The 24,873-nt window shown below is 59.0% G+C and carries 20 protein-coding genes; 15 read left to right on the top strand and 5 right to left on the bottom strand.

The window, feature by feature from the left end; all coding sequences use genetic code 11:
- Window positions 1–99 precede the first annotated feature (99 nt).
- Together ACQR3R_RS30100 and ACQR3R_RS30095 are read right to left on the bottom strand one after the other, a co-directional pair.
- Complete coding sequence (locus ACQR3R_RS30100; protein WP_428278287.1) at window positions 100–516, bottom strand: DUF3010 family protein; 417 nt, start codon at window positions 514–516, stop codon at window positions 100–102.
- Window positions 517–611: 95 nt separating this feature from the next.
- Window positions 612–1,013, bottom strand: coding sequence for a lysozyme inhibitor LprI family protein (locus ACQR3R_RS30095; protein ID WP_428278285.1), 402 nt, complete (start codon window positions 1,011–1,013; stop codon window positions 612–614).
- A gap of 236 nt (window positions 1,014–1,249) precedes the next feature.
- On the opposite strand from ACQR3R_RS30095, the gene ACQR3R_RS30090 reads away from it, so the two are divergent.
- From ACQR3R_RS30090 to ACQR3R_RS30055, 8 genes are all read left to right on the top strand, one after another.
- Entirely contained in the window at window positions 1,250–2,227 is a 978-nt protein-coding gene (locus ACQR3R_RS30090; RefSeq protein ID WP_428278283.1) for a membrane dipeptidase, read from the top strand.
- A gap of 79 nt (window positions 2,228–2,306) precedes the next feature.
- Complete coding sequence (locus tag ACQR3R_RS30085) at window positions 2,307–2,837, top strand: DUF5943 domain-containing protein (protein WP_428278281.1); 531 nt, start codon at window positions 2,307–2,309, stop codon at window positions 2,835–2,837.
- A gap of 15 nt (window positions 2,838–2,852) precedes the next feature.
- Window positions 2,853–4,913 carry a dimethylglycine demethylation protein DgcA gene (dgcA, locus tag ACQR3R_RS30080; RefSeq protein WP_428278279.1) on the top strand — a complete coding sequence of 687 codons (2,061 nt, stop codon included), beginning with the start codon at window positions 2,853–2,855 and terminating at the stop codon, window positions 4,911–4,913.
- 171 nt (window positions 4,914–5,084) lie between these two features.
- Window positions 5,085–7,034 (top strand): dimethylglycine demethylation protein DgcB, encoded by a 1,950-nt coding sequence (gene dgcB / locus ACQR3R_RS30075; RefSeq protein ID WP_428278277.1) that lies wholly within the window; start codon window positions 5,085–5,087, stop codon window positions 7,032–7,034.
- Entirely contained in the window at window positions 7,034–8,254 is a 1,221-nt protein-coding gene (locus ACQR3R_RS30070) for an electron transfer flavoprotein subunit alpha (RefSeq protein WP_428278274.1), read from the top strand. Before dgcB ends, ACQR3R_RS30070 begins: the two co-directional genes overlap by 1 nt.
- A gap of 15 nt (window positions 8,255–8,269) precedes the next feature.
- A complete protein-coding gene (locus tag ACQR3R_RS30065; RefSeq protein ID WP_428278272.1) occupies window positions 8,270–9,040 on the top strand; it encodes an electron transfer flavoprotein subunit beta in 771 nt (256 codons plus the stop codon).
- Window positions 9,041–9,291: 251 nt separating this feature from the next.
- A complete protein-coding gene (locus ACQR3R_RS30060; RefSeq protein WP_428278270.1) occupies window positions 9,292–9,513 on the top strand; it encodes a GNAT family N-acetyltransferase in 222 nt (73 codons plus the stop codon).
- 165 nt (window positions 9,514–9,678) lie between these two features.
- Entirely contained in the window at window positions 9,679–10,497 is an 819-nt protein-coding gene (locus ACQR3R_RS30055; protein ID WP_428278268.1) for an RHS repeat-associated core domain-containing protein, read from the top strand.
- Window positions 10,498–11,763: 1,266 nt separating this feature from the next.
- Here ACQR3R_RS30055 and gbcA read toward each other — a convergent pair.
- A complete protein-coding gene (gene gbcA / locus ACQR3R_RS30050) occupies window positions 11,764–13,059 on the bottom strand; it encodes a glycine-betaine demethylase subunit GbcA (RefSeq protein ID WP_428278266.1) in 1,296 nt (431 codons plus the stop codon).
- 295 nt (window positions 13,060–13,354) lie between these two features.
- Here gbcA and gbcB point away from each other — a divergent pair, with 295 nt between their 5' ends.
- Window positions 13,355–14,455, top strand: coding sequence for a glycine-betaine demethylase subunit GbcB (gene gbcB, locus ACQR3R_RS30045; protein WP_428278264.1), 1,101 nt, complete (start codon window positions 13,355–13,357; stop codon window positions 14,453–14,455).
- A 341-nt stretch (window positions 14,456–14,796) separates the two neighbouring features.
- Here gbcB and ACQR3R_RS30040 read toward each other — a convergent pair whose 3' ends face one another.
- On the bottom strand, window positions 14,797–15,621 hold the full coding sequence (locus ACQR3R_RS30040; protein ID WP_428278262.1) for an SDR family oxidoreductase: 825 nt from the start codon (window positions 15,619–15,621) through the stop codon (window positions 14,797–14,799).
- A gap of 362 nt (window positions 15,622–15,983) precedes the next feature.
- A complete protein-coding gene (locus ACQR3R_RS30035) occupies window positions 15,984–17,024 on the bottom strand; it encodes a beta-eliminating lyase-related protein (RefSeq protein WP_428278260.1) in 1,041 nt (346 codons plus the stop codon).
- 137 nt (window positions 17,025–17,161) lie between these two features.
- On the opposite strand from ACQR3R_RS30035, the gene ACQR3R_RS30030 reads away from it, so the two are divergent.
- The 6 genes from ACQR3R_RS30030 (at window position 17,162) to ACQR3R_RS30005 (ending at window position 24,854) form a co-directional block, all read left to right on the top strand.
- Window positions 17,162–17,872, top strand: coding sequence for a TraX family protein (locus ACQR3R_RS30030; protein ID WP_428278258.1), 711 nt, complete (start codon window positions 17,162–17,164; stop codon window positions 17,870–17,872).
- Window positions 17,873–18,191: 319 nt separating this feature from the next.
- Window positions 18,192–19,445: a serine hydroxymethyltransferase gene (gene glyA, locus ACQR3R_RS30025; RefSeq protein ID WP_428278257.1), complete on the top strand. Its 1,254-nt coding sequence runs from the start codon at window positions 18,192–18,194 to the stop codon at window positions 19,443–19,445.
- A gap of 23 nt (window positions 19,446–19,468) precedes the next feature.
- Complete coding sequence (locus tag ACQR3R_RS30020; protein ID WP_007947735.1) at window positions 19,469–20,719, top strand: sarcosine oxidase subunit beta; 1,251 nt, start codon at window positions 19,469–19,471, stop codon at window positions 20,717–20,719.
- Between the two features lie 15 nt (window positions 20,720–20,734).
- Entirely contained in the window at window positions 20,735–21,064 is a 330-nt protein-coding gene (locus tag ACQR3R_RS30015) for a sarcosine oxidase subunit delta family protein (protein ID WP_428278254.1), read from the top strand.
- Window positions 21,061–24,078 carry a sarcosine oxidase subunit alpha family protein gene (locus tag ACQR3R_RS30010; protein WP_428278252.1) on the top strand — a complete coding sequence of 1,006 codons (3,018 nt, stop codon included), beginning with the start codon at window positions 21,061–21,063 and terminating at the stop codon, window positions 24,076–24,078. Before ACQR3R_RS30015 ends, ACQR3R_RS30010 begins: the two co-directional genes overlap by 4 nt.
- Before the next feature lie 143 nt (window positions 24,079–24,221).
- Window positions 24,222–24,854, top strand: a complete 633-nt coding sequence (locus ACQR3R_RS30005) for a sarcosine oxidase subunit gamma family protein (RefSeq protein ID WP_428278250.1) — start codon at window positions 24,222–24,224, stop codon at window positions 24,852–24,854.
- The last annotated feature ends 19 nt before the right edge of the window (window positions 24,855–24,873 follow it).

The raw sequence follows: 24,873 nt of genomic DNA, 5'->3' as shown, positions 1-24,873 counted from the left end.
AGCCTGCTCGCGATGGCGGTCTGTCATACAAGTTGATGTCGACTGATCCACCGCTATCGCGAGCAGGCTCGCTGCCACAGTTTTGATCTGCTTTGGGCGTTACTTCTTCATTAAGGCCGAACACGCCGCTTTATAGGCTTCATGCTGATACTTGTTCAGCGTTCCTGGCAGCTCGAAGCCGAACTTCTTGTTCTGCGCATTGATCGTTTGCGGCGACAACAACGTCACCTCACAATTCTCCAATAACTGAAAAATGCCCTCGATCTTGAACGTGGTCGGGCCTCCCGCGAACTCGCCTTTCTTGCTGCGCTTCTTGATTGCAATCCGATCAATGGAATTCTCACGCACAAACGACGCAACCTGAGCGGCGAAGACTTTGACGTTCGCCGCTTCGTCGTCATCGTCTAGGGCGATTTTCTTGCTGGCCAGGGCAACATGGCTCAGGGCCTGGCCGTCAAGGGAGGCCACGGCGATGATCGCTTCGCTGCCTTTGATTTCGATACCGCAGATTTTCATATTCAGGCCTTGGGGTACGTTGAATGGGAGGCGATGGTCGCGCACCGTGGGTCCAATGTAAGAAGCATTGAGGGATGTTGCCGGTTTAAAGGATGTCACTCCTGCCCAATCGACTCTAAAAACTCCGACCGCTCATCACTCATCCGTGCCACGCAGTCATTTTGCGCAATGGTGAAGGCCTTGCTACCACTGGTCGCCGGGAAGGCCTCAACTGCGCAATCCGCCTCGCGAGTTTTTAGCCATTGCTGTTGCGCGGCCTTGAGTTTGGCGGTGATGTCGGCCAACTGCGCCGGGTTCTTGCCGTAGGCCGTTTGCATGCGTTCGGTCAGGCCCTGATAGTTGTCCTTCAGCAGCTCTTCGGCGGTGGTTTTGCTGTAGGTCGAGCATTCCAGGGTCTGGATGTCGTTTTCGACAGCATCGCACGGGGTGGTCTCGGACTCTTCAGCCGCGTGGACGCCAGTCGCAATCAATGCCAAAGCCAGGAAGATCGTTTTCATTGCGCCGCAGCCCCTATTTTCCAGTGCTTATTTATAGATACGGCGAATTCTGGCCCAGGCAGCAGCCTTTGAACAGGTCGCCGACAGCGTCCTTCAATGACCCTTTGTCGCGGATTGACGCTTTCGGCAATTCCCCTGTCGTTTTTGCACCCGGCTGCCCCGGCACCGAGGCATATGCTGGCCCCAAAGCGCCGGCACACGATTCGGCGCATGAATCGCCAATAGGGGACTGCCTGATGAGCCCAGCCGAACTGCACGCCGACAGCATCGTTATCGACGGGCTGATTATTGCCAAGTGGAACCGTGAGCTGTTCGAAGACATGCGCAAGGGTGGCCTGACCGCAGCCAACTGCACCGTCTCGGTGTGGGAGGGCTTCCAGGCCACGATCAACAGCATCGCCGCCAGCCAGAAACTGATTCGCGAAAACAGCGACCTGGTGATTCCAGTGCGTACCACTGCCGACATTCGCAAAGCCAAGGAACAGGGCAAGACCGGCATCCTGTTCGGCTTCCAGAATGCTCACGCTTTTGAAGACCAGATTGGCTATGTCGAGATCTTCAAACAGCTGGGCGTCGGTATTGTGCAGATGTGCTACAACACCCAAAACCTGGTCGGCACCGGCTGCTACGAGCGTGATGGCGGCCTGTCGGGTTTCGGCCGCGAGATCGTCGCCGAGATGAATCGCGTCGGCGTCATGTGCGACTTGTCGCACGTCGGCTCGAAGACTTCCGAAGAAGTCATCCTGGAGTCGAAAAAACCTGTGTGCTACTCGCACTGCCTGCCGTCGGGTTTGAAAATTCACCCGCGCAACAAATCCGATGAAGAGTTGAAGTTCATTGCCGACCATGGTGGTTTCGTCGGTGTAACCATGTTTGCGCCGTTCCTGGCCAAGGGCATCGATTCGACCATCGACGATTACGCCGAAGCCATCGAGTACACCATGAACATCGTCGGCGAAGACGCTATCGGCATCGGCACCGACTTTACCCAGGGCCATGGCCAGGACTTCTTCGAATACCTGACCCACGACAAAGGTTACGCCCGCCGTCTCACCAGCTTCGGCAAGATCATCAATCCACTGGGCATCCGCACCGTGGGCGAGTTTCCGAACCTGACCGAAACCTTGCTCAAGCGCGGCCACCCGGAACGAGTGGTGCGCAAGATCATGGGCGAGAACTGGGTGAACGTCTTGAAAGACGTTTGGGGCGAATAAGCCGCCGCACCTGACGAATCCTTTCCCCCGGCCGTCCGCGCCGGGGGCAACACCAAAATATTTCTGGAGTTAAGTTTCCATGTCCAAGATCGCCCCGCAATTGCCAATCGAAGTCGACAGCGAAACCGGTGTCTGGACCTCCGATGCCCTACCAATGCTGTACGTGCCGCGCCATTTCTTCGTCAACAACCACATGGGTATCGAGGAAGTGTTGGGGGCGGATGCCTACGCCGAAATCCTTTATAAGGCCGGCTACAAATCGGCCTGGCACTGGTGCGAAAAAGAAGCTGAATGCCACGGTCTGGAAGGCGTCGCCGTGTTTGAGCACTACATGAAGCGTTTGTCGCAACGCGGCTGGGGCCTGTTCAAGATCCAAGACATCGACCTCGACAAAGGCACCGCCAGCGTCAAGCTCGAACACTCGGCATTCGTCTACGTGTACGGCAAGGTCGGGCGCAAGGTCGACTACATGTTTACCGGTTGGTTTGCCGGTGCCATGGACCAGATTCTGCAAGCCCGTGGCAGCAAGATTCGCACGGTTGCCGAACAAGTCTACGGTGGCTCCGAAGAAGGCCACGACGACGGTTTGTTCACCGTCAAGCCGTTGTAAGTCGAGGAACCCGTCATGGCTTTCGAAGCAATGTTCCAGCCGATTCAGATCGGCAAACTGACCATCCGTAATCGTGTGCTGAGCACTGCGCACGCCGAGGTGTATGCCACCGATGGCGGCATGACCACCGACCGGTACGTCAAATATTACGAAGAGAAAGCCAAGGGCGGGATCGGCCTGGCGATTTGCGGCGGTTCTTCCAGCGTGGCCATCGACAGCCCTCAAGGCTGGTGGAAATCGGTCAACCTGGCTGATGACCGCATTATTCCGCACTTCCAGAACCTGGCCGATGCCATGCACAAGCATGGCGCCAAGATCATGATCCAGATTACTCACATGGGCCGCCGTTCACGTTGGGACGGCGAGCATTGGCCGACCCTGCTGTCGCCGTCGGGCATCCGTGAACCGGTGCACCGCGCGACTTGCAAAACCATCGAGCCGGAAGAAATCTGGCGTGTGATCGGCAACTACGCCACGGCGGCTGGCCGTGCCAAGGCCGGTGGTCTGGATGGCGTTGAGCTGTCGGCGGTGCACCAGCACATGATCGACCAGTTCTGGAGCCCGCGGGTCAACAAGCGTACTGATGAATGGGGCGGCAGTTTCGAAAACCGCATGCGGTTTGGCCTTGAAGTGCTGAAAGCTGTGCGGGCGGAAGTGGGCCCGGATTTTTGCGTCGGCATCCGTCTGTGCGGTGATGAATTCCATCCGGACGGCTTGTCCCACGAGGACATGAAGCAGATTGCCAAGTACTACGACGACACCGGCATGATCGATTTCATCGGCGTGGTCGGGTCGGGGTGCGACACCCATAACACCTTGGCCAACGTGATCCCGAACATGAGTTATCCACCGGAGCCGTTTTTGCATTTGGCTGCCGGGATCAAGGAAGTGGTGAAGGCGCCGATCCTGCACGCGCAGAACATCAAGGACCCGAACCAGGCCACGCGAATTCTGGAGGGCGGGTACGTCGACATGGTCGGCATGACCCGTGCCCACATCGCCGATCCGCACCTGATCGCCAAGATCAAAATGGGCCAGGTCGATCAGATCAAGCAATGCGTCGGCGCCAACTATTGCATCGACCGTCAGTATCAAGGCCTCGACGTGCTGTGCATTCAGAACGCCGCGACTTCCCGTGAATATATGGGTGTGCCGCACATCATCGAGAAGTCGACCGGTGTGAAGCGCAAAGTTGTGGTGGTGGGTGCCGGTCCTGCGGGGATGGAGGCAGCGCGTGTGTCCGCCGAACGTGGACACGACGTGACCCTGTTCGAGAAGAAAGAATTTATTGGCGGGCAGATCACCACGGCATCGAGAGCCCCGCAACGCGACCAGATCGCCGGCATCACGCGCTGGTTCCAGTTGGAGCTGGCGCGTCTGAAAGTCGACCTGCGCCTTGGCGTGGCGGCGGACGCGGCAACCATTCTCGACCTGCGTCCAGACGTGGTGGTGCTCGCTGTCGGTGGCCATCCATTCCTCGAGCAGAACGAACACTGGGGTGCGGCTGAAGGCCTGGTGGTCAGCAGTTGGGACATACTCGATGGCAAAGTCGCGCCGGGCAAGAACGTGCTGGTCTACGACACCATTTGCGAGTTCACCGGGATGTCGACGGCGGACTTCCTCGCTGACAAGGGCTGCCAGGTCGAGATCGTCACCGACGACATCAAACCGGGCGTGGCCATTGGCGGCACATCGTTCCCGACGTACTACCGCAGCATGTACCCGAAAGAAGTGATCATGACCGGCGACATGATGCTGGAGAAGGTCTACCGCGAAGGCGACAAATTGATCGCGGTGCTGGAAAACGAATACACCGGGGCTAAAGAGGAGCGGGTGGTGGACCAGGTCGTCGTCGAAAACGGCGTGCGTCCGGACGAAGAAATCTACTACGCCTTGAAGGAAGCGTCGCGCAACAAAGGCCAGATGGACATCGACGCCTTGTTTGCGATCAAGCCGCAACCTTCGCTAAGCCAACCGGGTGACGGCTATTTGCTGTTCCGCATCGGCGACTGCGTGGCGCAGCGCAACACACACGCGGCGATCTACGACGCGCTGCGGTTGTGCAAGGATTTCTAAGAGCTTGTGGAAACCTTAGTGGGAGCGAGCCTGCTCGCGATAGCGGTGGATCAGTCGACATCAATGTTGAATGTCAGTCCGTCTTCGCTAGCAGGCTAGCTCCCACAGGAATCGGGCAAGGCATCCAGGTAGTTTGGCCTGCAAGACCCTGCGGTCTTTGGGAGCTCCACCATGTTGAACACCCTTCTTCCAATCCTGTTGTTCGCAGCCCTCGGCCTTGCAGTCCTGGGCGCGTTGCGGCGGGTGGCTATGTGGCGTCGGGGCCGGGCTTCGAAAGTCGATCTGATCGGCGGACTGCTGGCCATGCCCAAACGCTACATGGTCGATTTGCACCACGTCGTCGCACGCGATAAATACATCGCCAACACCCACGTGGCCACTGCCGGCGGCGCGGTAGCGTCCATCGTGCTGGCCATTTTGGTGCACGGTTTTGGCCTGCATAACCGCTTCCTTGGTTACGCACTGCTGCTGATGACGGCGGTGATGTTCGTCGGCGCGATCTTTGTGTACCTGCGTCGACGCAACCCGCCGGCTCGTTTGTCCAAAGGCCCGTGGATGCGCCTGCCGAAAAGCTTGCTGGCATTCTCGGCCTCGTTTTTCCTGGTGACCTTGCCGGTGGCGGGCATTCTTCCGGAGCACTTCGGCGGCTGGATCTTGGCGGTTGTGCTTGGCATTGGCGTGCTGTGGGGCGTATCGGAATTGTTCTTCGGCATGACCTGGGGCGGGCCGATGAAGCACGCCTTCGCCGGCGCCTTGCACCTGGCTTGGCACCGTCGCGCCGAGCGTTTTAATGGCGGCCGCTCAACCGGTTTGAAACCGCTGGACCTGAGCGATAAAGACGCGCCATTGGGTGTGGAAAAACCTAAGGATTTCACCTGGAACCAACTGCTCGGCTTCGACGCTTGCGTGCAATGCGGCAAGTGCGAAGCGGCGTGCCCGGCGTTCGCCGCCGGCCAGCCGTTGAACCCGAAAAAACTGATTCAGGACATGGTCGTCGGCCTGGCGGGCGGCACCGACGCCCAGTTCGCGGGCAGTGCCTATCCAGGCAAAGCGATTGGCGAACATGCCGGCAATCCGCATCAGCCGATCGTCAACGGTCTGGTGGACGCTGAAACCTTGTGGTCGTGCACCACGTGCCGTGCCTGCGTCGAGGAATGCCCGATGATGATCGAGCACGTCGACGCCATCGTCGACATGCGCCGCCACCTGACGCTGGAAAAAGGCGCCACGCCAAACAAGGGCGCTGAAGTCCTGGAAAACCTGATCGCCACCGACAACCCGGGCGGCTTTGCGCCGGGCGGGCGGATGAACTGGGCGGCGGACCTGAACCTCACTTTGATGAGCGAAAAGAAATCGGTCGACGTGCTGTTCTGGGTCGGCGATGGGGCCTTCGACATGCGTAACCAACGCACCTTGCGCGCTTTCGTCAAAGTGTTGAAAGCGGCCAAGGTCGACTTCGCCGTGCTCGGCCTCGAAGAGCGCGACAGCGGTGACGTGGCTCGACGTCTGGGCGATGAAGCGACCTTTCAGCTGTTGGCCAAACGCAATATCCAGACCCTGGCCAAATACAGCTTCAACCGCATCGTTACCTGCGATCCGCACAGTTTTCACGTGTTGAAAAACGAATACGGTGCCTTCGATGGCAACTACCTCGTGCAGCACCACAGCACCTATATGGCGGAAATCATCGGTGCTGGCGCCCTCAATCTTGGCCAGCACAAAGGCAGCAGCGTGACCTATCACGACCCGTGCTACCTCGGTCGCTACAACGGTGAATACGAGGCGCCGCGCGAAGTGCTGCGTGCGCTCGGGATAGACGTGAAAGAGATGCAGCGTTCCGGTTTCCGCTCGCGCTGCTGCGGCGGCGGTGGCGGCGCGCCGATCACCGACATTCCGGGCAAGCAACGGATCCCCGACATGCGCATGGACGACATCCGCGAGACCGGCGCCGAACTGGTGGCTGTGGGTTGCCCACAATGCACTGCGATGCTTGAAGGCGTGGTCGAACCGCGTCCGTTGATTAAAGACATCGCCGAACTGGTGGCCGACGCGTTGCTTGAAGACGCTGCTCCGAGCAAGCCGACTACGCCGGCCAAACGTGAACCTGCGGAGGCCCACTGATGAGCGACATTATCCGCCGCGACCCGCGCGCCGAATGGATTGCCCGTAACCGTCTGCACCCGCTGCACGCGGCGATGCAACCGGCGCAACACAGCTGGATGGGACCGAACGGCGTCATCCGCAAGAACCTGCATGGCATCGGATTCATTGGCCCTAATGGCATCAAGCGCATTGACCGCAGCGGCGCACAGCAGGGTGGCGCGACCAAACGTTCAGCCGCTGTTGAAGTGCAACTGCCGCTGCATCAGGTGCCGGCCCCGGCGTTTTACATCAGCGTGGTGCCGGACATGGTCGGTGGCCGCTTGAGCAGCCACGACCGCGATTTGTTCGGCCTCGCTCATCAATTGGCCGGGAAGGACGGTGCGGTGTTGGCCGTGGTCTTCGGCGAACACAAGGAAAGCGCTTTCGCCACCGCAGGCGTCGACCGTTTATTAGTGCTCGAGGGTGACGAGTTCAGCGGTTATGCACCGGAACAACGGGTCCAGGGGCTGCGGGCTGTGGATAACCAGTTCAACCCACGCCACTGGTTACTTCCGGACAGTCGCAGTGGGGGTGGCGAACTGGGTCGGCGTTTTGCCGCCGCACTCGGCGAACGCCCGGCCACACGGGTCTGGCAAGTAAAAGATCAACAATGCATCGGCCGCGCCGGTGCGGGTTTGCAAGACTTGGCGCGTCCGGTGGCGCGGCTGATTCTGGCCGCAGTCGAGTGCGCAGAACCCGTCAGCGAAACCCGTCACGAAGCGCTGCCTGTGGAGTTATCCACAGCCGTAGCGCGGAGCCTGACGCGCATCGAAGATTTGGGTGCCGTGGCCGTCGATCCAGCGGCCATTCCGATGGCCGAAGCCGAGTTCATTTTTTCCGGCGGTAACGGGGTCAAGGATTGGGGACTTTTCCACAGGACCGCCGAAGCCCTCGGCGCTACCGAAGGCGCATCCCGCGTGGCGGTCGACGATGGCTACATGGCGCGCGACCGTCAGGTGGGTGCGTCCGGCACCTGGGTCACGGCTCGGGTGTATGTGGCCGTGGGTATTTCCGGGGCGATCCAGCACCTGCAAGGCATCGGCGCCTGCGACAAAGTGGTGGCGATCAACCTCGACCCTGGTTGCGACATGATCAAGCGAGCCGACTTGTCGGTGATCGGCGAGAGCGCCGGGATTCTTCAAGCCTTGATCGATGCGATAGCGGTTTACCGCAATGACGCCAAGCGCGATGCGGCTTAAGGGAAGGAAAGGGTTATGAGCACGAAAATCATCAGCCTGGTGTCCATCGGCGCCCACCCGACTTCTGGCCGGCCTCGTCGCGCCGAGCAGGATGCTCGGGCCGTGGAGCTGGGCCTGCAATTGGCTGGGGATAACCTGCAAGTGCTGCATGCCGGCGACGTCGCCGAACCGGCATTGCGCGCCTATTTGGGCATGGGCCTGCAGCAATTGCATGTACTTGAACAACCGGTGGGCGCTGACGCACTGCCGGCGTTGACCGCGTATTTGCGCGACGCCGGCGCGCAGGTGGTGTTGACCGGCAGCCAGGCAGAAACCGGTGAAGGCTCGGGTATGTTGCCGTTCCTGCTGGCGGAAAGTCTGGGCTGGCCGCTGGTGGTGGGCTTGGCCCAGGTCGAATCCATCGACGGCAATTGCGCCCTGGTGCTGCAAGCCTTGCCGCGTGGTCAGCGCCGTCGCTTGAAGGTGCGGTTGCCGTTTGTGGCGACTGTGGATAACGCCGCGCCGAAGCCTCGGCAGAGCGCTTACGGTCCGGCCCAGCGCGGTGTGTTGCAAGCAGATGATGTGGAAGTGATCGACGATGAGTTACTGGCAGTCGCCACCCTGCAACCCGCCAAACCACGCCCTAAACGCCTGAAGGTGATCAAGGCCAAGAGCGGTGCGGACCGGATGAAAGCTGCAACGGCCAAGGCCAGTGGCGGTGGCGGGCAAGTGCTCAAAGGTGTGACGGCACAAGCGGGGGCTGAAGCGATTCTCAAGTTGCTGATTGAAGAAGGCGTGGTTCGCTAACGGATATACGGCGCCGCTCTAATAATGTGGGAGCGAGCCTGCTCGCGAAGGGGGCTGAACATTCAATATTGATGCTGGCTGATCCACCCCATTCGCCAGCAGGCTCGCTCCCACAAGGAAAAATCATGGCAGTTGAATTTCGTTTGGCCCTGCGCGCCGATGCGCGGGAGATTGCTCGTTGGTTTCAGATTTCATCAGAGGGTGCTGCGGATTAGATCTGGAGCCAACGGGCACAGCCCGGCCAGGATCTGTTGGAGCGCAATCAGGGCTTTGGCCAACAATTACTCGCCTGCGCTTACGACCGTGCCAACCAGTTGGGGCTCAATGGCTTGAGCCTGATCGACTATGCAGCGAATATCGGCGCCTGCCGGTTTTATCAACGGCATAGCCTCCGTATCGTCAATACGTGCCAGATCACGCCGCATCCGATGATTCGGGTGACGGGTGAGGCCTATTTGATGTATCGGCCTTAGCGGTGGCGGGCGACCCTAGCAGAACTGATAGTGTTGTCTGGTTTGCCTGTTTGTTAGGGTATTGAACAGTCAATACCCGCTTTCTCCGGCTCGGTTGGTCAGTGCTGCAGACTCCAAATCCGGTAAGTTGCCGCGGGTTTATCAGGTCTCATCAAGGAGCTACTGATGCCCATCTCCCCTCAAATTCAACGTGTAAAACAATCGTCTGCAGCGGATCCGCTCTACACACAAACCCTGCTGCTGGCCAGCGACCAGCAGCAAGGCGTTCTCGCTTTGCTGGATCGTAGTGGTCCGAATCCCTTCGCCTATTCCCCCTATGGTTTGCAAAGCGACCCCAATCAGGCCGGGACGCATCTGGGTTTCAATGGGCAACTCAAAGAACGATCGACGGGGTGGTATTACCTAGGTAATGGCCATCGAGTCTATACCCCGGTGCTGATGCGGTTTCATAGCCCTGATCGGTTAAGTCCGTTCGGTGAGGGCGGGGTGAATGCGTATGCTTATTGCAAGGGGGATCCGCGCAATTTTCAGGATCCGACAGGTGAGTTTATGGTGAGTATTCTACCGGTCATTCAGCGAGGCCTGAGCATTGCGCTGCACACCATGGTGCCGGCGGGTATGATCCTCGGGCCCAAAGTCTCAGGCGTCGCATTACAGGCTACCCGTTTTAGTCTCGCCGGTTCCTTCGGCAGTGCTGTTGGGGCAGTTATGCAGTTAGCGGGATACCCGATAGGAGCATATGTAAACGCTGCCGGGACAACAGCCTTGTTGGTTGGAGCGGCAACGCGCGGTGCTGTTGCGCTAAAGAATTCATACCAGAACAACATTTTGTGGAAGACAGTAAAGGATAACGTCAAAAATATCGTGGGTTTGGGAGGTCCTCCAGCGGTCGCTAAACCTCCCGTGCAGCCTTTTGTGTTCTCGGTTGGAGAAATTACAGCGCTGAAGACCTCTTCATCTTACGCCCTGGGTATCAGGAGATAGCGGCCTTGTCAGCGATCGGGACAACTCGTTGGGGCTTGATCTGGTCAGCAAGCTTGGACGGCTGAGAATTACCCACAGAACCCTGGAGCTCAACCCCGCACCTGCCGCGTGGCGATCACCTACAAATACTATCCGGGTTTCACCATTGCGCCGTCGTGGCTGCTGGGTCGATAGGTGCTTTCGATATTGCTCGTATGGCGCACCTTCGAGGAATTTGAGTTGCATCTGGATATCGAGGCGGGACGGTTGTGCCTTAACAAGGTTTGAACGTCTCGGAAGTCTTTTTCCTTTTTTACCCACAATCCCTGTTAGCGCTTCTGTGGATAAGATGTTCGCGCATCTCTACACGCCATACGAATCAACGCTCGTAGCCATCTGTATGAAAATCAACCAGCCTAACTCCTCGTTTTTTCGAGCTTTTTTCTGTGGATAAGGAAATTCACGAACTCCGTCCCGGTGAATACTTGCCCCCAATCTCTGTTGACGCTTCTGTGGATAAGATGTTCGCTATCCGCTGTAGCCCATGTAAAACGGTGCTTTCAGAGAATTGATCATAAAACGATCAATTGAGCTTTTTTCACTCGGAACAGCGTTCAAACCCCCGATATTTCGCGCTCCAGCGCGGTTTTCCACAGCGAGAACGGTTTTATCCAAAGTTGCCCCCAAAGTCTGTTGGCGCTTCTGTGGATAACGTGTTCGCTATCCTCTGCAGACGCCTGTTTACGCAGCTCTCAGGCGTCTGATCAAAAAACAACCAGTCAATGTTGAAAACCTTTGTTCTGGATAAGTCACGGTTTTTATTCAGTTTGTCTGGATATTTTTTTGGGTGAATCCACACTTGTCCCCAATAGCTGTGGGTGGAGTTGTGGATAACTTGTTTGCGGAAGGCTCGGAGGCACGGCGGGTATAGCGCTTAACGAAATAGATCATATTTCGTACAGTTCTATGAGCTAAGAGTCTTGCGGGCAGGGATGCAGGGGATGGAAGGGCGCGATCGCGAGCAGGCTCACTCCTACAGATCAGGGGGAATGCCGGAATGGGTGATTCCGGCACATATCCCGTATAAAACCGGCCTGGGTGATATGAACACAATCCCATAGGAAACCGGCCTGGGTGATGTGAACACAAACCCGTAGGAAACCGGCTTGCCGGTGATGGCGATTTCGACATCGCCATCGCTGGCAAGCCAGACTCCCACGCTCGATCGAGTCGTGCAAAAAATGTGTGTACGCCACCCATCTTTCGTAGGAGTGAGCCTGCTGATCTTTAGCCGCTGACCGGAACACCCTTGAGGTAAGGCGCAGGCTCCGCACCAAGGTTGTTCAACAGACGCTCGCTGTACCAGTCCACGAAGTTCACCACACCAAACTCATAGGTCTTGGAGTAAGGCCCTGGCTGATACGCGGTGGAGTTGATCCCGCGCTGGTTCTCTTCGGCCAGGCGACGGTCCTCGTTATTGGTGGAATCCCAGACCTCACGCATGCGGTCGACGTCGTAATCCACGCCTTCGACCGCGTCCTTGTGCACGATCCACTTGGTGGAGACCATGGTTTCCTGCGCGCTGATCGGCCACACGGTGAACACAATGATGTGATCGCCCATGCAGTGGTTCCACGAGTGCGGCAGGTGCAGGATGCGCATTGAGCCCAGGTCTGGGTTCTGGATCCGGCCCATGAGTTTCTTGCAGGCTTGCTTGCCGTCCAGGGTCATCGACACGGTGCCCTTGAGCAGTGGCATGCGCACAATGCGGTTACGCAGGCCGAAGCTGGCATGAGCGTATGGAATCTTCTCGGCTTCCCAGGCAGCGGCAGAAGCGGCCACGTGGTCCTTGAACGCCTGGTCGGCGCGTGGGTCGGTAACGTCGTCCCATTCCAGCAGGGTTTTCAGCAGGGCCGGGTGCGACGCGTTGCAGTGATAGCACTCGCGGTTGTTTTCCAGCACCAGTTTCCAGTTGGCCTGTTCCACCAACGTGGTTTGCACCGCCACCTTGGTGTTTTCCATGTCGTACGGTTCCATGTAATGGTTCAGTGTCGACAGGAAGTCATCAATCGCCGGCGGATTCTCCGACAGGCTGATGAAGATGTAACCACCGGCGGTCTTCACGTTGACCGGCTTCAGGCCGTACTGCTTCATGTCGAAGTCGGCGCCCATTTCGGTGCCGGCGAACAACAGGCGGCCGTCGAGTTCGTAGGTCCATTGGTGGTAGTGGCAAACCAGTTTGGCGACTTTGCCTTTTTCACTGGTGCACAGCCGTGAACCACGGTGGCGGCAAACGTTATGGAACGCATGCACCACACCTTCTGCGCCGCGGATCACGATGATCGGGTTTTTGCCGATTTGCAGGGTCAGGTAGTTGCCCTTGGTCGGTATTTCGCAGGTCATGCCGGCGATCAACCACTCTTTCTGAAAGATTTCCTGCATGTCGATATCAAACAGCCGCTCGTCAGAGTAAAACGGCTGCGGCAGCGAGAACGTGCGCTCGCGCTCCTGCAACATCTGTGCGGTGGCCTTGCGTGCGGGTTCCAGCGGATCGCCCAGGCTGATTTTTGCGGTGACGTCCATCGATGTGATCCTCATGGCCTTTCTGTGAGGCCGGCGAAAGTGGCTTGGTGGCGGGTGTGGCGGCTTTGCTACGCAAGGTGTAAAGAAACTGTGTTTGTGTGGAGCGAGTGTGGGCCCGGCGTTGCCCGCAACCTTATCCATGGGCGACATGGCCCAATCTGTTCCCGACGCGCAACCCCCGGTAGTTGGGGGCTGGTCGCGATAAGTATGTGAATGTCGCAGATAGGTAAATGGGTGGTTCGCGCTATACGCAGAATCGCCGACATGAGGCCGACCCACGGCTACGGAGAACAGCATGTCCAACAGCTTCCTGAATCCGGTCACTACCCAGACCTGGGCCAATGGTCGACACATCGTCCGTTGCGTCAAAGTCATCCAGGAAACCTGGGACGTGCGCACCTTCTGCTTCATGGCCGACCAGCCGATTCTGTTCTTTTTCAAACCGGGGCAATTCGTCACCCTTGAGCTGGAAATCGAGGGCATGCCGATCATGCGCTCCTATACCATTTCCAGCTCGCCGTCGGTGCCGTACAGCTTTTCGGTGACCATCAAACGCGTCCCGGGCGGCAAGGTGTCGAACTGGTTGCACGACACACTGCATGAAGGCCAGGAGCTGGCGGTGCACGGGCCCGTGGGGCTGTTCAACGCCATGGACTTCACCGCGCCGAAGGTTTTGTACCTCAGCGGCGGTGTCGGTATTACACCGGTGATGTCGATGACGCGCTGGTTCTACGACACCAATGCCAACGTCGACATGGTGTTTATCCACAGCGCCCGCTCGCCGAAAGACATCATCTACCACCGCGAGCTGGAGCACATGGCGTCGCGGATCGATAACTTCAATCTGCACCTGATCTGCGAAAAACATGGTCTGGGCGAGCCGTGGGCCGGTTATCGCGGTTACCTCAACCACAAGATGCTGGAGCTGATGGCGCCGGACTTCCTGGAGCGCGAAGTGTTCTGCTGCGGTCCGACGCCGTACATGAACGCGGTCAAGCGCATGCTGGAAGCGGCGGGCTTCGACATGTCGCGCTATCACGAGGAGTCTTTCGGGGCGACGCCGCCCGAAGCCCGCGCCGATGCGGTGGAGCAAGCCGAAATCGCCGCAGAGGCTCCGGACATCGATCTGGCAGACCTGCATCAAGTGGAATTCACTGCCTCCGGTAAAAGCATTCGTGTGGCACCGGGTGAAACCGTCCACGCCGCCGCGGCCAAATTGGGCCTGCTGATTCCCAAAGCCTGCGGGATGGGTATTTGCGGAACGTGCAAGGTGATGAAGCTGGGCGGCGAAGTGGAGATGGAGCACAACGGCGGGATTACCGAGGAAGACGAAGCCGAAGGGTTCATCCTGTCGTGCTGCAGCGTGCCGAAGGGCGATGTGCGCATCGAGTTTTAAACCTGTGGGAGCGAGCCTGACTGCTCAGTAAGACAGCCACACCGCGTCACGACCCATCGCGAGCAGGCTCGCTCCCACAGGTTTTGGGTTGGATTGCAGATGTGTGATCTCCCCCAATCCCTGAGGGGGTGGGCCTGACTGCTCAGCAAGACAGCCACACCGCTTCACGACCCATCGCGAGCAGGCTCGCTCCCACAGGTTTTGGGTTGGATTGCAGATGTGTGGTCTCCCCCAATCCCTGTGGGAGCGAGCCTGCTCGCGATGGCGGTAGATCAGTCAATATCAATGTTGAATGTTCCGGCCTCATCGCAAGCAGGCTCGCTCCCACTGTGATTGGTGTTTCAGTCCACAAACAAGTCGGGCATCAGCGTGTCGTTGGTTCCGGGCTCGAAGCGGTAATGATCGAACTCGGTAGCGCCGTGTTCCCTGAGAATCTCCTCATCAATCAGCAATCTCCCGGTGATGCTGCGACCGCTGCTGTCCAGAATGACGTGCGCTGCATCGGCCATGATCGCCGGCGTACGCGCATGCTTGAACGATTCGCGCGAGCCGAGCTGAAATTCGATGGCGGCGGTGGCGATCATGGTTTGTGGCCACAGCGAGTTGACGCTGATGCCGTAATGCTTGAATTCCTCACTCATGCCAATCGTCAGCATGCTCATGCCGTATTTGGTCACGGTGTAGGGGCTGTATTGTGCGAACCATTGGGGCGCCAGGTTAAGCGGTGGCGAAAGGTTGAGAATGTGTCCGCTGGTTTTTTTCAGATAGGGCAGGGCAGCCTGGCTGCACAGCAACACGGCGCGGGTGTTGATCTGGTGCATCAGGTCGAAGCGCTTGAGTTCGATGTGTTGAACACCGGTCAGCTTGATGGCGCCAGCGTTGTTGATCAGCCCATCGATGCCGCCGAAATGCTCATTGGCCTGAGCCAGCGCTTCACGCACCGCCACTTCATCGCGCACATCCACCTGCAAGGCCAGCGCCTTGCCGCCTGCGGCTTCGACTTCCCTGGCCACGCTGAAAATTGTGCCCGGCAGTTTTGCGTGAGGCTCAGCGCTCTTCGCGGCGATCACAATATTCGCCCCATCACGCGCCGCCCGCAGCGCGATCTCACGACCAATCCCGCGACTCGCGCCGGTGATGAACAGGGTTTTGCCTTTCAAGGACATGCGTGCGCTCCTGAATATTGTTGTCTGAGCGGAGGCTCGACAAACAATGTAGACCAAGACGCTGTGGTGAGTGGCGAGTGAGCTTTTGTGGCGAGGGAGCTTGCTCCCGCTCGGCGGCGCAGCAGTCGTAAACCAGCCAATGCGGTCTGCCTGACAGACGAATGGAACGGCTCGTCAGATAATGTAGACGATGGAGCAAACGCAGGAGAGTGGTGGGTGTGAACCTTGTGGCGAGGGGATTTATCCCCGTTGGGCCGCGAAGCGGCCCCAGCGTCCTTTTATACAGACTAAGTTGTCTGGATTTACGGCTGCTTCGCAGCCGAACGGGGATAAATCCCCTCGCCACAGGGGATCGGGATGTTTTAGCGGGACATGACTTCGCGGATGTCCGCTGCCAATTCGCGTACGCGTTCTTCTTCAGTGTCCCACGAGCACATGAAGCGGGCGCCGCCGTTGCCGATGAAGGTGTAGAAACGCCAGCCCTTGGCTGTCAGTGCGGCAATCGCAGGTTCCGAGAGTTGCAGGAATACGCCGTTGGCTTGCACGGGGAACATCAGTTCCACACCGGGAATATCGCTGACCAGTTCTGCCAACAGTTGCGCGCAGTGATTGGCGTGGCGGGCGTATTTGAGCCAGGCGTCGTTTTCCAAAATCCCGACCCAAGGCGCCGACAGGAAGCGCATTTTTGAGGCCAGTTGCCCGGCCTGTTTGCAGCGATAGTCGAAGTCTTCTGCCAGTTTGTGGTTGAAGAACAAAATCGCTTCGCCCACCGCCATGCCGTTTTTCGTGCCGCCAAAGCACAGCACGTCGACACCCGCCTTCCAGGTCAGATCGGCGGGTGAGCAGCCCAGGAATGCACACGCGTTGGAAAACCGCGCGCCGTCCATGTGCAGGTTCAGCCCCAGTTCCTTGCAGGTAACGCTGATGGCACGGATTTCTTCGGGGGTATAGATGCTGCCGACTTCAGTCGCCTGGGTCAGGGTTACCACGCGAGGTTTCGGGTAGTGAATATCCTGGCGTTTGAGGGCGACTTCGCGGATCGATTCCGGGGTCAACTTGCCGTTTTCAGTGCGCGCCACCAACAGCTTGGAGCCGTTGGAGAAGAATTCCGGTGCGCCGCATTCGTCGGTTTCGACGTGGGCAGTTTCCGAGCAGATCACGCTGTGGTAACTCTGGCACAGCGACGACAGGGCCAGCGAGTTGGCGGCAGTGCCGTTGAAGGCGAAGAACACTTCACAGTCGGTTTCGAACAGTTTGCGGAATTGATCGGAGGCGCGTGCGGTCCACTCATCGTCGCCATAAGCGCGCTGGTGGCCGTGGTTGGCCTTTTCCATTGCTGCCCAGGCTTCAGGGCAGATACCGGAATAGTTGTCGCTGGCGAATTGTTGGCTCTTGTCGGTCATGGCCGGCTTCCGTGTGCGAGGCGCTTATGGTGAAGCGACTCGTGGTCAATGATGGTGCGCACTTTACCGAAGATCATCCGGGGAGCACACGCGATGTGTCTGTCAGAAAAATACAACATCGTCAGGCAATTATGCACATGACTCAACGAGATGGGGCCCTTGATCTGCTCAAGTGGCTGGCATTGCTGAGCATGGTGCTCGATCACCTGCGATATATCGGGTACTCCGTTGATCTGCTGTATGTGCCGGGACGGTTGGCGTTCCCGTGGTTCTGCCTGGCAATGGCCGCGAATCTGGCCCGAACACGCACCCTTACCCATGACAACCAATGGCGCTACCTGGGATGGCTATTGCTGTTCAGTGCCGTCAGCGAAATTCCTTACCGGATGTTTATTCCTGATCCCGGCACGTTGAACGTATTACCAACCCTTGCCCTTGGCCTGTTGGTGGCGCAAGGCTGGCAGCACAGCACGTTGCAATCTCGCGTGTTGGCGTTGGGTGCCTTGGTGTTGGCAGCGCTGTTTTCGGAGCGCCTGATGTTTGGATTCTTTGGTGTGCTACTGCCGTTGGTGACGCTGCTGGTAATCCACCGGCCTTGGTATTTCAGCCTGTTGCCGGGGCTGGTGTGTCTGGCCGCCAATCAATGGCACGTGCTGTATTACGCCGCAAAGCTTGGTAACAGTTCCGCAATTCCGGGCATTGCCGCGTGTCTGATCGCGCCATTGTTGGGAATGTGCTTGTTGCGACATGCCAGGCATCTCAAACCACCGCCCATGCGCCGCTGGGCGTACGCGCTCTATCCCGCGCATTTCCTTGCACTTCTGGCCCTGCGCCAACTATTAGCCTGACCTTCCCCTGTGGCGAGGGGATTTATCCCCGTTGGAGTGCGTAGCGCTCCCTTGGCATATTCCCCAGCCCCCCTCGTTGACTGACTTGCGATTGCTTCGCAGCCGAACGGGGTGGTGCGGCATTCCGATAAATCCCCTCGCCACATAGAGCAGCCCTCTTCAGGTCATTTTCCGCCATGTCGTAAACGCACCTTTGCGTGGCGTCCGTAGGCATTTGACCTGTCTGCGCCGGTCATACCATCGCATCCATAGGGCACTGTCGAAAGGTACGTGCCTCACCGAGACTAAAGGCGCAACAGCCGCCGCTGGGAGAGACGCGATGTTCAGCAAGCAAGACCAGATCCAGGGTTACGACGATGCACTGCTGGCGGCGATGAATGCCGAGGAGCAACGCCAGGAAGATCACATCGAGCTGATCGCGTCCGAGAACTACACCAGCAAACGCGTGATGGAAGCGCAAGGCAGCGGCTTGACCAACAAGTACGCCGAAGGTTATCCGGGCAAGCGCTACTACGGTGGCTGCGAGCACGTCGACAAGGTTGAAGCGCTGGCCATCGAACGCGCCAAGCAACTGTTCGGCGCCGATTACGCCAACGTCCAGCCGCACTCTGGCAGCCAAGCCAACGCTGCTGTGTACCTGGCATTGCTGAATGCGGGCGACACCGTGCTTGGCATGAGCCTGGCCCACGGCGGTCACCTGACTCACGGCGCCAAAGTCAGCTTTTCCGGCAAGCTCTACAACGCCGTGCAGTACGGTATCGACACCGCGACCGGCCTGATCGATTACGACGAAGTTGAACGCCTTGCCGTCGAGCATCAACCGAAAATGATCATTGCCGGGTTCTCGGCTTACTCCAAAACCCTGGATTTCCCGCGTTTCCGCGAAATTGCAGACAAGGTTGGCGCCTACTTCTTCGTCGACATGGCACACGTCGCCGGTCTGGTTGCTGCCGGTCTGTACCCGAACCCGCTGCCGTACGCCGACGTGGTCACCACCACCACCCACAAAACCCTGCGCGGTCCCCGTGGTGGCCTGATCCTGGCCCGTGCCAACGAAGCGCTGGAAAAGAAATTCAACGCTGCCGTGTTCCCCGGCGGCCAGGGCGGCCCGCTGATGCACGTCATCGCCGGTAAAGCGGTGTGCTTCAAAGAAGCGCTGGAGCCAGGCTTCAAGACCTATCAAAAGCAAGTCATCGACAATGCCCAGGCCATGGCGAGCGTGTTTATCAAACGCGGCTACGATGTAGTGTCCGGCGGCACCGATAACCACCTGTTCCTGGTCAGCTTGATTCGTCAGGGCCTCACCGGCAAAGAGGCGGATGCAGCGCTGGGTCGCGCGCACATCACTGTGAACAAGAATGCCGTGCCGAACGATCCACAGTCACCGTTTGTGACCTCCGGCCTGCGCATCGGCACCCCGGCGGTGACGACTCGCGGCTTCAAAGTGACCCAGTGCGTCACGCTGGCTGGCTGGATCTGCGACATCCTCGATAACCTCGGCGATGCCGATGTCGAGGCCAATGTCGCGCAGCAAGTGGCAGCCCTGTGCGCGGATTTCCCGGTTTATCGCTGAGCTTGGTTTTGGAGTAAATGACTATGCAACGCTACTCAGGCTTTGGCCTCTTCAAACACTCTCTCAGCCATCACGAAAACTGGCAGAAAATGTGGCGCACGCCGACCCCGAAAAAGGTCTATGACGTGGTCATCGTCGGCGGTGGCGGGCATGGTCTGGCGACGGCTTACTACCTGGCCAAAGAACACGGCATCACCAACGTGGCCGTGGTCGAGAAAGGTTGGCTGGGCGGCGGTAACACCGCGCGCAACACCACCATCGTGCGCTCCAACTACCTGTGGGACGAGTCGGCACACCTGTACGAACACGCGATGAAATTGTGGGAAGGCCTGTCTCAGGACTTGAACTACAACGTGATGTTCTCCCAGCGCGGGGTCTACAACCTGTGCCACACGCTGCAGGACATTCGTGATTCCGAGCGTCGGGTCAGCGCTAACCGCCTTAATGGCGTGGACGGCGAACTGCTGGATGCCAAGCAAGTGGCCGACGAAATTCCGTACCTCGATTGCTCGAAAAACACCCGTTACCCGGTGATGGGCGCGACTGTTCAGCGCCGTGGCGGCGTCGCCCGTCACGATGCCGTGGCGTGGGGCTTTGCCCGTGCCGCCGATGCCTTGGGCGTGGACCTGATCCAGCAGACCGAAGTGATCGGCTTCCGCAAGGAAAACGGTGTGTGCATCGGCGTTGAAACCAACAAGGGGTTCATCGGTGCCAAACGCGTCGGCGTGGTCACCGCCGGTAACTCCGGGCACATGGCCAAACTCGCCGGTTTCCGTCTGCCGATCGAATCTCACCCGCTGCAAGCGCTGGTGTCCGAGCCGATCAAACCGATTATCGACAGCGTGATCATGTCCAACGCCGTGCACGGTTACATCAGCCAGTCCGACAAGGGCGACCTGGTGATCGGCGCCGGTATCGACGGCTACAACGGCTACGGCCAGCGCGGTTCGTACCCGGTGATCGAGCACACCATCCAGGCCATCGTCGAGATGTTCCCGGTGCTGTCGCGCGTGCGCATGAACCGTCAATGGGGCGGCATCGTCGACACCACGCCGGATGCCTGCCCGATCATCTCGAAAACCCCGGTACCGAACATGTTCTTCAACTGCGGTTGGGGCACCGGTGGCTTCAAGGCGACACCTGGCTCGGGCAACGTGTTTGCCGCAAGCCTGGCCAAGGGTGAAATGCACCCATTGGCCGCACCTTTCTCCATCGACCGTTTCCACAACGGTGCGCTAATTGACGAACACGGCGCTGCGGCCGTCGCCCACTAACAGGAGAAATTTCCTATGTTGCATATCTTCTGTCCTCACTGCGGCGAGCTGCGCTCTGAAGAAGAATTCCACGCATCCGGCCAGGCGCATATTCCGCGTCCGCTGGACCCGACCACGTGCACCGACGAGGAGTGGGGCGACTACATGTTCTTCCGCGATAACCCTCGCGGTCTGCACCATGAACTGTGGATTCACGCCGCCGGTTGCCGCCAGTACTTCAACGCCACCCGCGACACCGTGACCTACGAAATTCTCGAAACCTACAAGATCGGCACCAAGCCACAATTCACCGACAAGACCGATAGCGCAAAAGCGGCTACGACGGCTCTGGGAGAGAAGGTATGAGCCAGATCAATCGCCTGTCCAACGGTGGACGGATCGACCGCAACAAAGTGCTGAGCTTCACCTTCAACGGCCAGACCTATAAAGGCTTTGAGGGCGATTCGCTGGCCGCAGCCTTGCTGGCCAACGGTGTCGACATCATCGGTCGCAGCTTCAAGTATTCCCGTCCGCGCGGCATCTTTGCCGCCGGGGCCGAAGAGCCGAACGCGGTGCTGCAGATCGGCGCTACCGAAGCCACTCAGATTCCGAACGTACGTGCCACGCAACAAGCGTTGTACCAGGGCCTGGTCGCCACCAGCACCAACGGCTGGCCGAGCGTGAACAACGACATGATGGGCATTCTCGGCAAGGTCGGCGGCAAGCTGATGCCACCGGGCTTCTACTACAAAACCTTCATGTACCCGCAATCATTCTGGATGACTTACGAGAAATACATTCGTAAGGCTGCAGGGCTTGGCCGCTCGCCGACCGAGAACGATCCGGACACCTACGACTACATGAACCAGCACTGCGACGTGCTGATCGTCGGCGCTGGCCCGGCCGGTTTGGCGGCGGCGCTGGCAGCCGCACGCAGCGGTGCCCGGGTGATTCTGGCCGATGAACAGGAAGAGTTTGGCGGCAGCCTGCTCGACTCCCGTGAGAGCCTCGACGGCAAAGCGGCCACAGAATGGGTCGCCAGTGTTATCGCCGAACTGAAAGACACCCCGGACGTGCTGCTGTTGCCGCGCGCCACCGTCAACGGTTACCACGACCACAACTTCCTGACCATTCACGAACGCCTCACCGATCACCTCGGCGACCGCGCGCCGATTGGCCAGGTGCGTCAGCGCATCCACCGGGTTCGCGCCAAACGCGTGGTGCTGGCAACGGGTGCTTGCGAGCGTCCGTTGGTGTACGGCAACAACGACGTGCCGGGCAACATGCTGGCCGGTGCTGTGTCGACTTACGTGCGCCGTTACGGCGTGGCGCCAGGCAAAAAACTGGTGCTGTCGACCAACAACGATCACGCGTATCGCGTGGCACTGGATTGGCTCGACGCCAGCCTGCAAGTGGTCGCCATCGCCGATGCCCGCAGTAATCCACGTGGCGCGTTGGTTGAGGAGGCTCGCGCCAAAGGCATCCGAATTCTCACCGGCAGTGCCGTGATCGAGGCCCGTGGCAGCAAGCACGTGACGGCTGCTCGCGTTGCAGCGATTGATGTCAAAAGCCACGCGGTGACCAGCCCGGGCGAATGGCTCGATTGTGATTTGATCGCCACGTCCGGTGGTTACAGCCCCGTGGTTCACCTGGCTTCGCACCTGGGCGGCAAGCCGACCTGGCGTGAGGACATCCTCGGTTTTGTGCCGGGCGAAGCGCCGCAGAAACGTGTGTGCGTCGGTGGCATCAACGGCGTTTATGGCCTCGGCGATTCCTTGGCCGATGGTTTTGAAGGGGGCGCTCGCGCTGCCAGCGAGGCCGGTTTCAGTGCGGTCGAAGGCACCTTGCCGAAAGCCTTGAGTCGCCTCGAAGAACCCACGCTGGCATTGTTCCAGGTGCCGCACGAAAAAGGCACCGCACGGGCGCCGAAGCAATTCGTCGACCTGCAAAACGACGTCACCGCCGCTGCCATCGAACTGGCAACTCGCGAAGGCTTCGAGTCGGTCGAGCACGTCAAACGCTACACCGCGCTGGGCTTCGGTACTGACCAGGGCAAACTCGGCAACGTCAACGGCCTGGCCATCGCCGCCCGTTCACTGAACGTGACCATTCCGCAAATGGGCACCACCATGTTCCGCCCGAACTACACGCCGGTAACCTTCGGCGCCGTGGCCGGTCGTCACTGTGGGCATATCTTCGAGCCGGTTCGTCACACTGCGCTGCATCACTGGCACGTGAAGAACGGCGCCGAATTCGAAGACGTCGGGCAGTGGAAACGTCCGTGGTACTTCCCGAAAAACGGTGAAGACATCCACGCCGCGGTGAAGCGCGAATGTAAAGCCGTGCGCGACAGTGTCGGCCTGCTCGACGCGTCGACCCTTGGCAAAATCGACATTCAAGGGCCGGATGCGCGGGAGTTTCTTAACCGCATCTACACCAACGCCTGGACCAAACTCGACGTGGGCAAGGCGCGTTACGGCCTGATGTGCAAAGAAGACGGCATGGTGTTCGATGACGGCGTCACCGCGTGCCTCGCCGACAATCATTTCGTGATGACCACCACCACTGGCGGCGCCGCTCGCGTACTGCAGTGGCTGGAAATCTACCAACAGACCGAATGGCCAGACTTGAAGGTGTACTTCACCTCCGTGACCGATCACTGGGCAACCATGACCCTGTCCGGGCCGAACAGTCGCAAGCTGCTCGGTGCAATCACCGACATCGATCTGAGCAACGAAGCGTTTCCGTTCATGACTTGGAAAGAGGGCGAGGTTGGCGGTGTGCCGGCGCGGGTGTTCCGCATCTCGTTTACCGGTGAACTGTCGTACGAAGTCAACGTGCAGGCCGACTACGCGATGGGCGTACTCGAGAAAATTGTCGAGGCGGGAAAGCAGTACAACCTGACGCCGTACGGCACCGAAACCATGCACATCCTGCGGGCCGAGAAGGGCTTCATCATCGTCGGCCAGGACACTGACGGCTCGATGACGCCGGACGACTTGAACATGGGCTGGTGTGTCGGTCGCACCAAGCCGTTCTCGTGGATCGGCTGGCGTGGCATGAACCGCGAAGACTGCGTACGTGATCAGCGTAAACAGCTGGTTGGCTTGAAGCCGATCGACCCGACTAAATGGCTGCCGGAGGGTGCGCAGTTGGTGTTCAACACCAAGCAGGCGATCCCGATGAGCATGGTCGGTCACGTCACTTCCAGCTACTTGCACAACTCCCTCGGTTATTCGTTTGCCATGGGCGTGGTCAAAGGCGGCTTGAAGCGCATCGGTGAGCGCGTGTTCGCACCGCTGGCGGATGGCAGCGTGATCGAGGCGGAGATCGTTTCTTCGGTGTTCTTCGACCCGAAAGGTGATCGCCAGAACGTTTAATGGTTCGGATCCTGTGGGCGGGCTACCAATCGCTAGCAGGCTAGCTCCCACAGGGGAACGCGGTTGAATGTGGGAGCTAGCCTGCTGGCGATGACGGCAGTGCAGCCACCACAGGAACTAACAGAATTCAGGAAAGGTGCTTTATGACCGCTGCCAATGTTTACCAACAACGCCCAACCACCGGGGCCAAGGCTGAGTCGTCGCTGCATCATGCCGACCTCGCCAGCCTGGTGGGCAAGGGCCGCAAAAATGCCGGCGTGATCGTGCGTGAGAAAAAACTCCTCGGCCACCTGACCATTCGTGGCGATGGTCACGATGAAGCGTTCAGTGCTGGCGTGCACAAGGCCCTCGGCATCGAGTTGCCGGCCGCGCTGACCGTCGTCGTCAAAGGCGAAACCAGCCTGCAATGGATGGGGCCGGATGAATGGCTGCTGATCGTGCCGACCGGTGAAGAGTTCGCCGCCGAGCAAAAACTGCGTGACGCATTGGGTGATCTGCATATCCAGATCGTCAACGTCAGTGGCGGCCAGCAGATCCTCGAATTGACTGGCCCGAACGTGCGTCAGGTGCTGATGAAGTCCACCAGTTACGACGTGCACCCCAACAGCTTCCCGGTGGGCAAGGCAGTGGGCACGGTGTTTGCCAAATCGCAACTGGTGATCCGTCATACCGCCGAAGACACGTGGGAGCTGCTGATCCGCCGCAGTTTCTCGGATTACTGGTGGTTGTGGCTGCAGGATGCAGCGGCTGAATACGGGCTTAGCGTCCAGGCTTGATGATCGTTTGTGGCTAGGG

The sequence above is a fragment of the Gordonia sp. IEGM753 genome (genome assembly GCF_050321825.1).
Classification (GTDB): domain Bacteria; phylum Pseudomonadota; class Gammaproteobacteria; order Pseudomonadales; family Pseudomonadaceae; genus Aquipseudomonas.
This window is presented reverse-complemented; position numbering and strand designations above follow the sequence as displayed.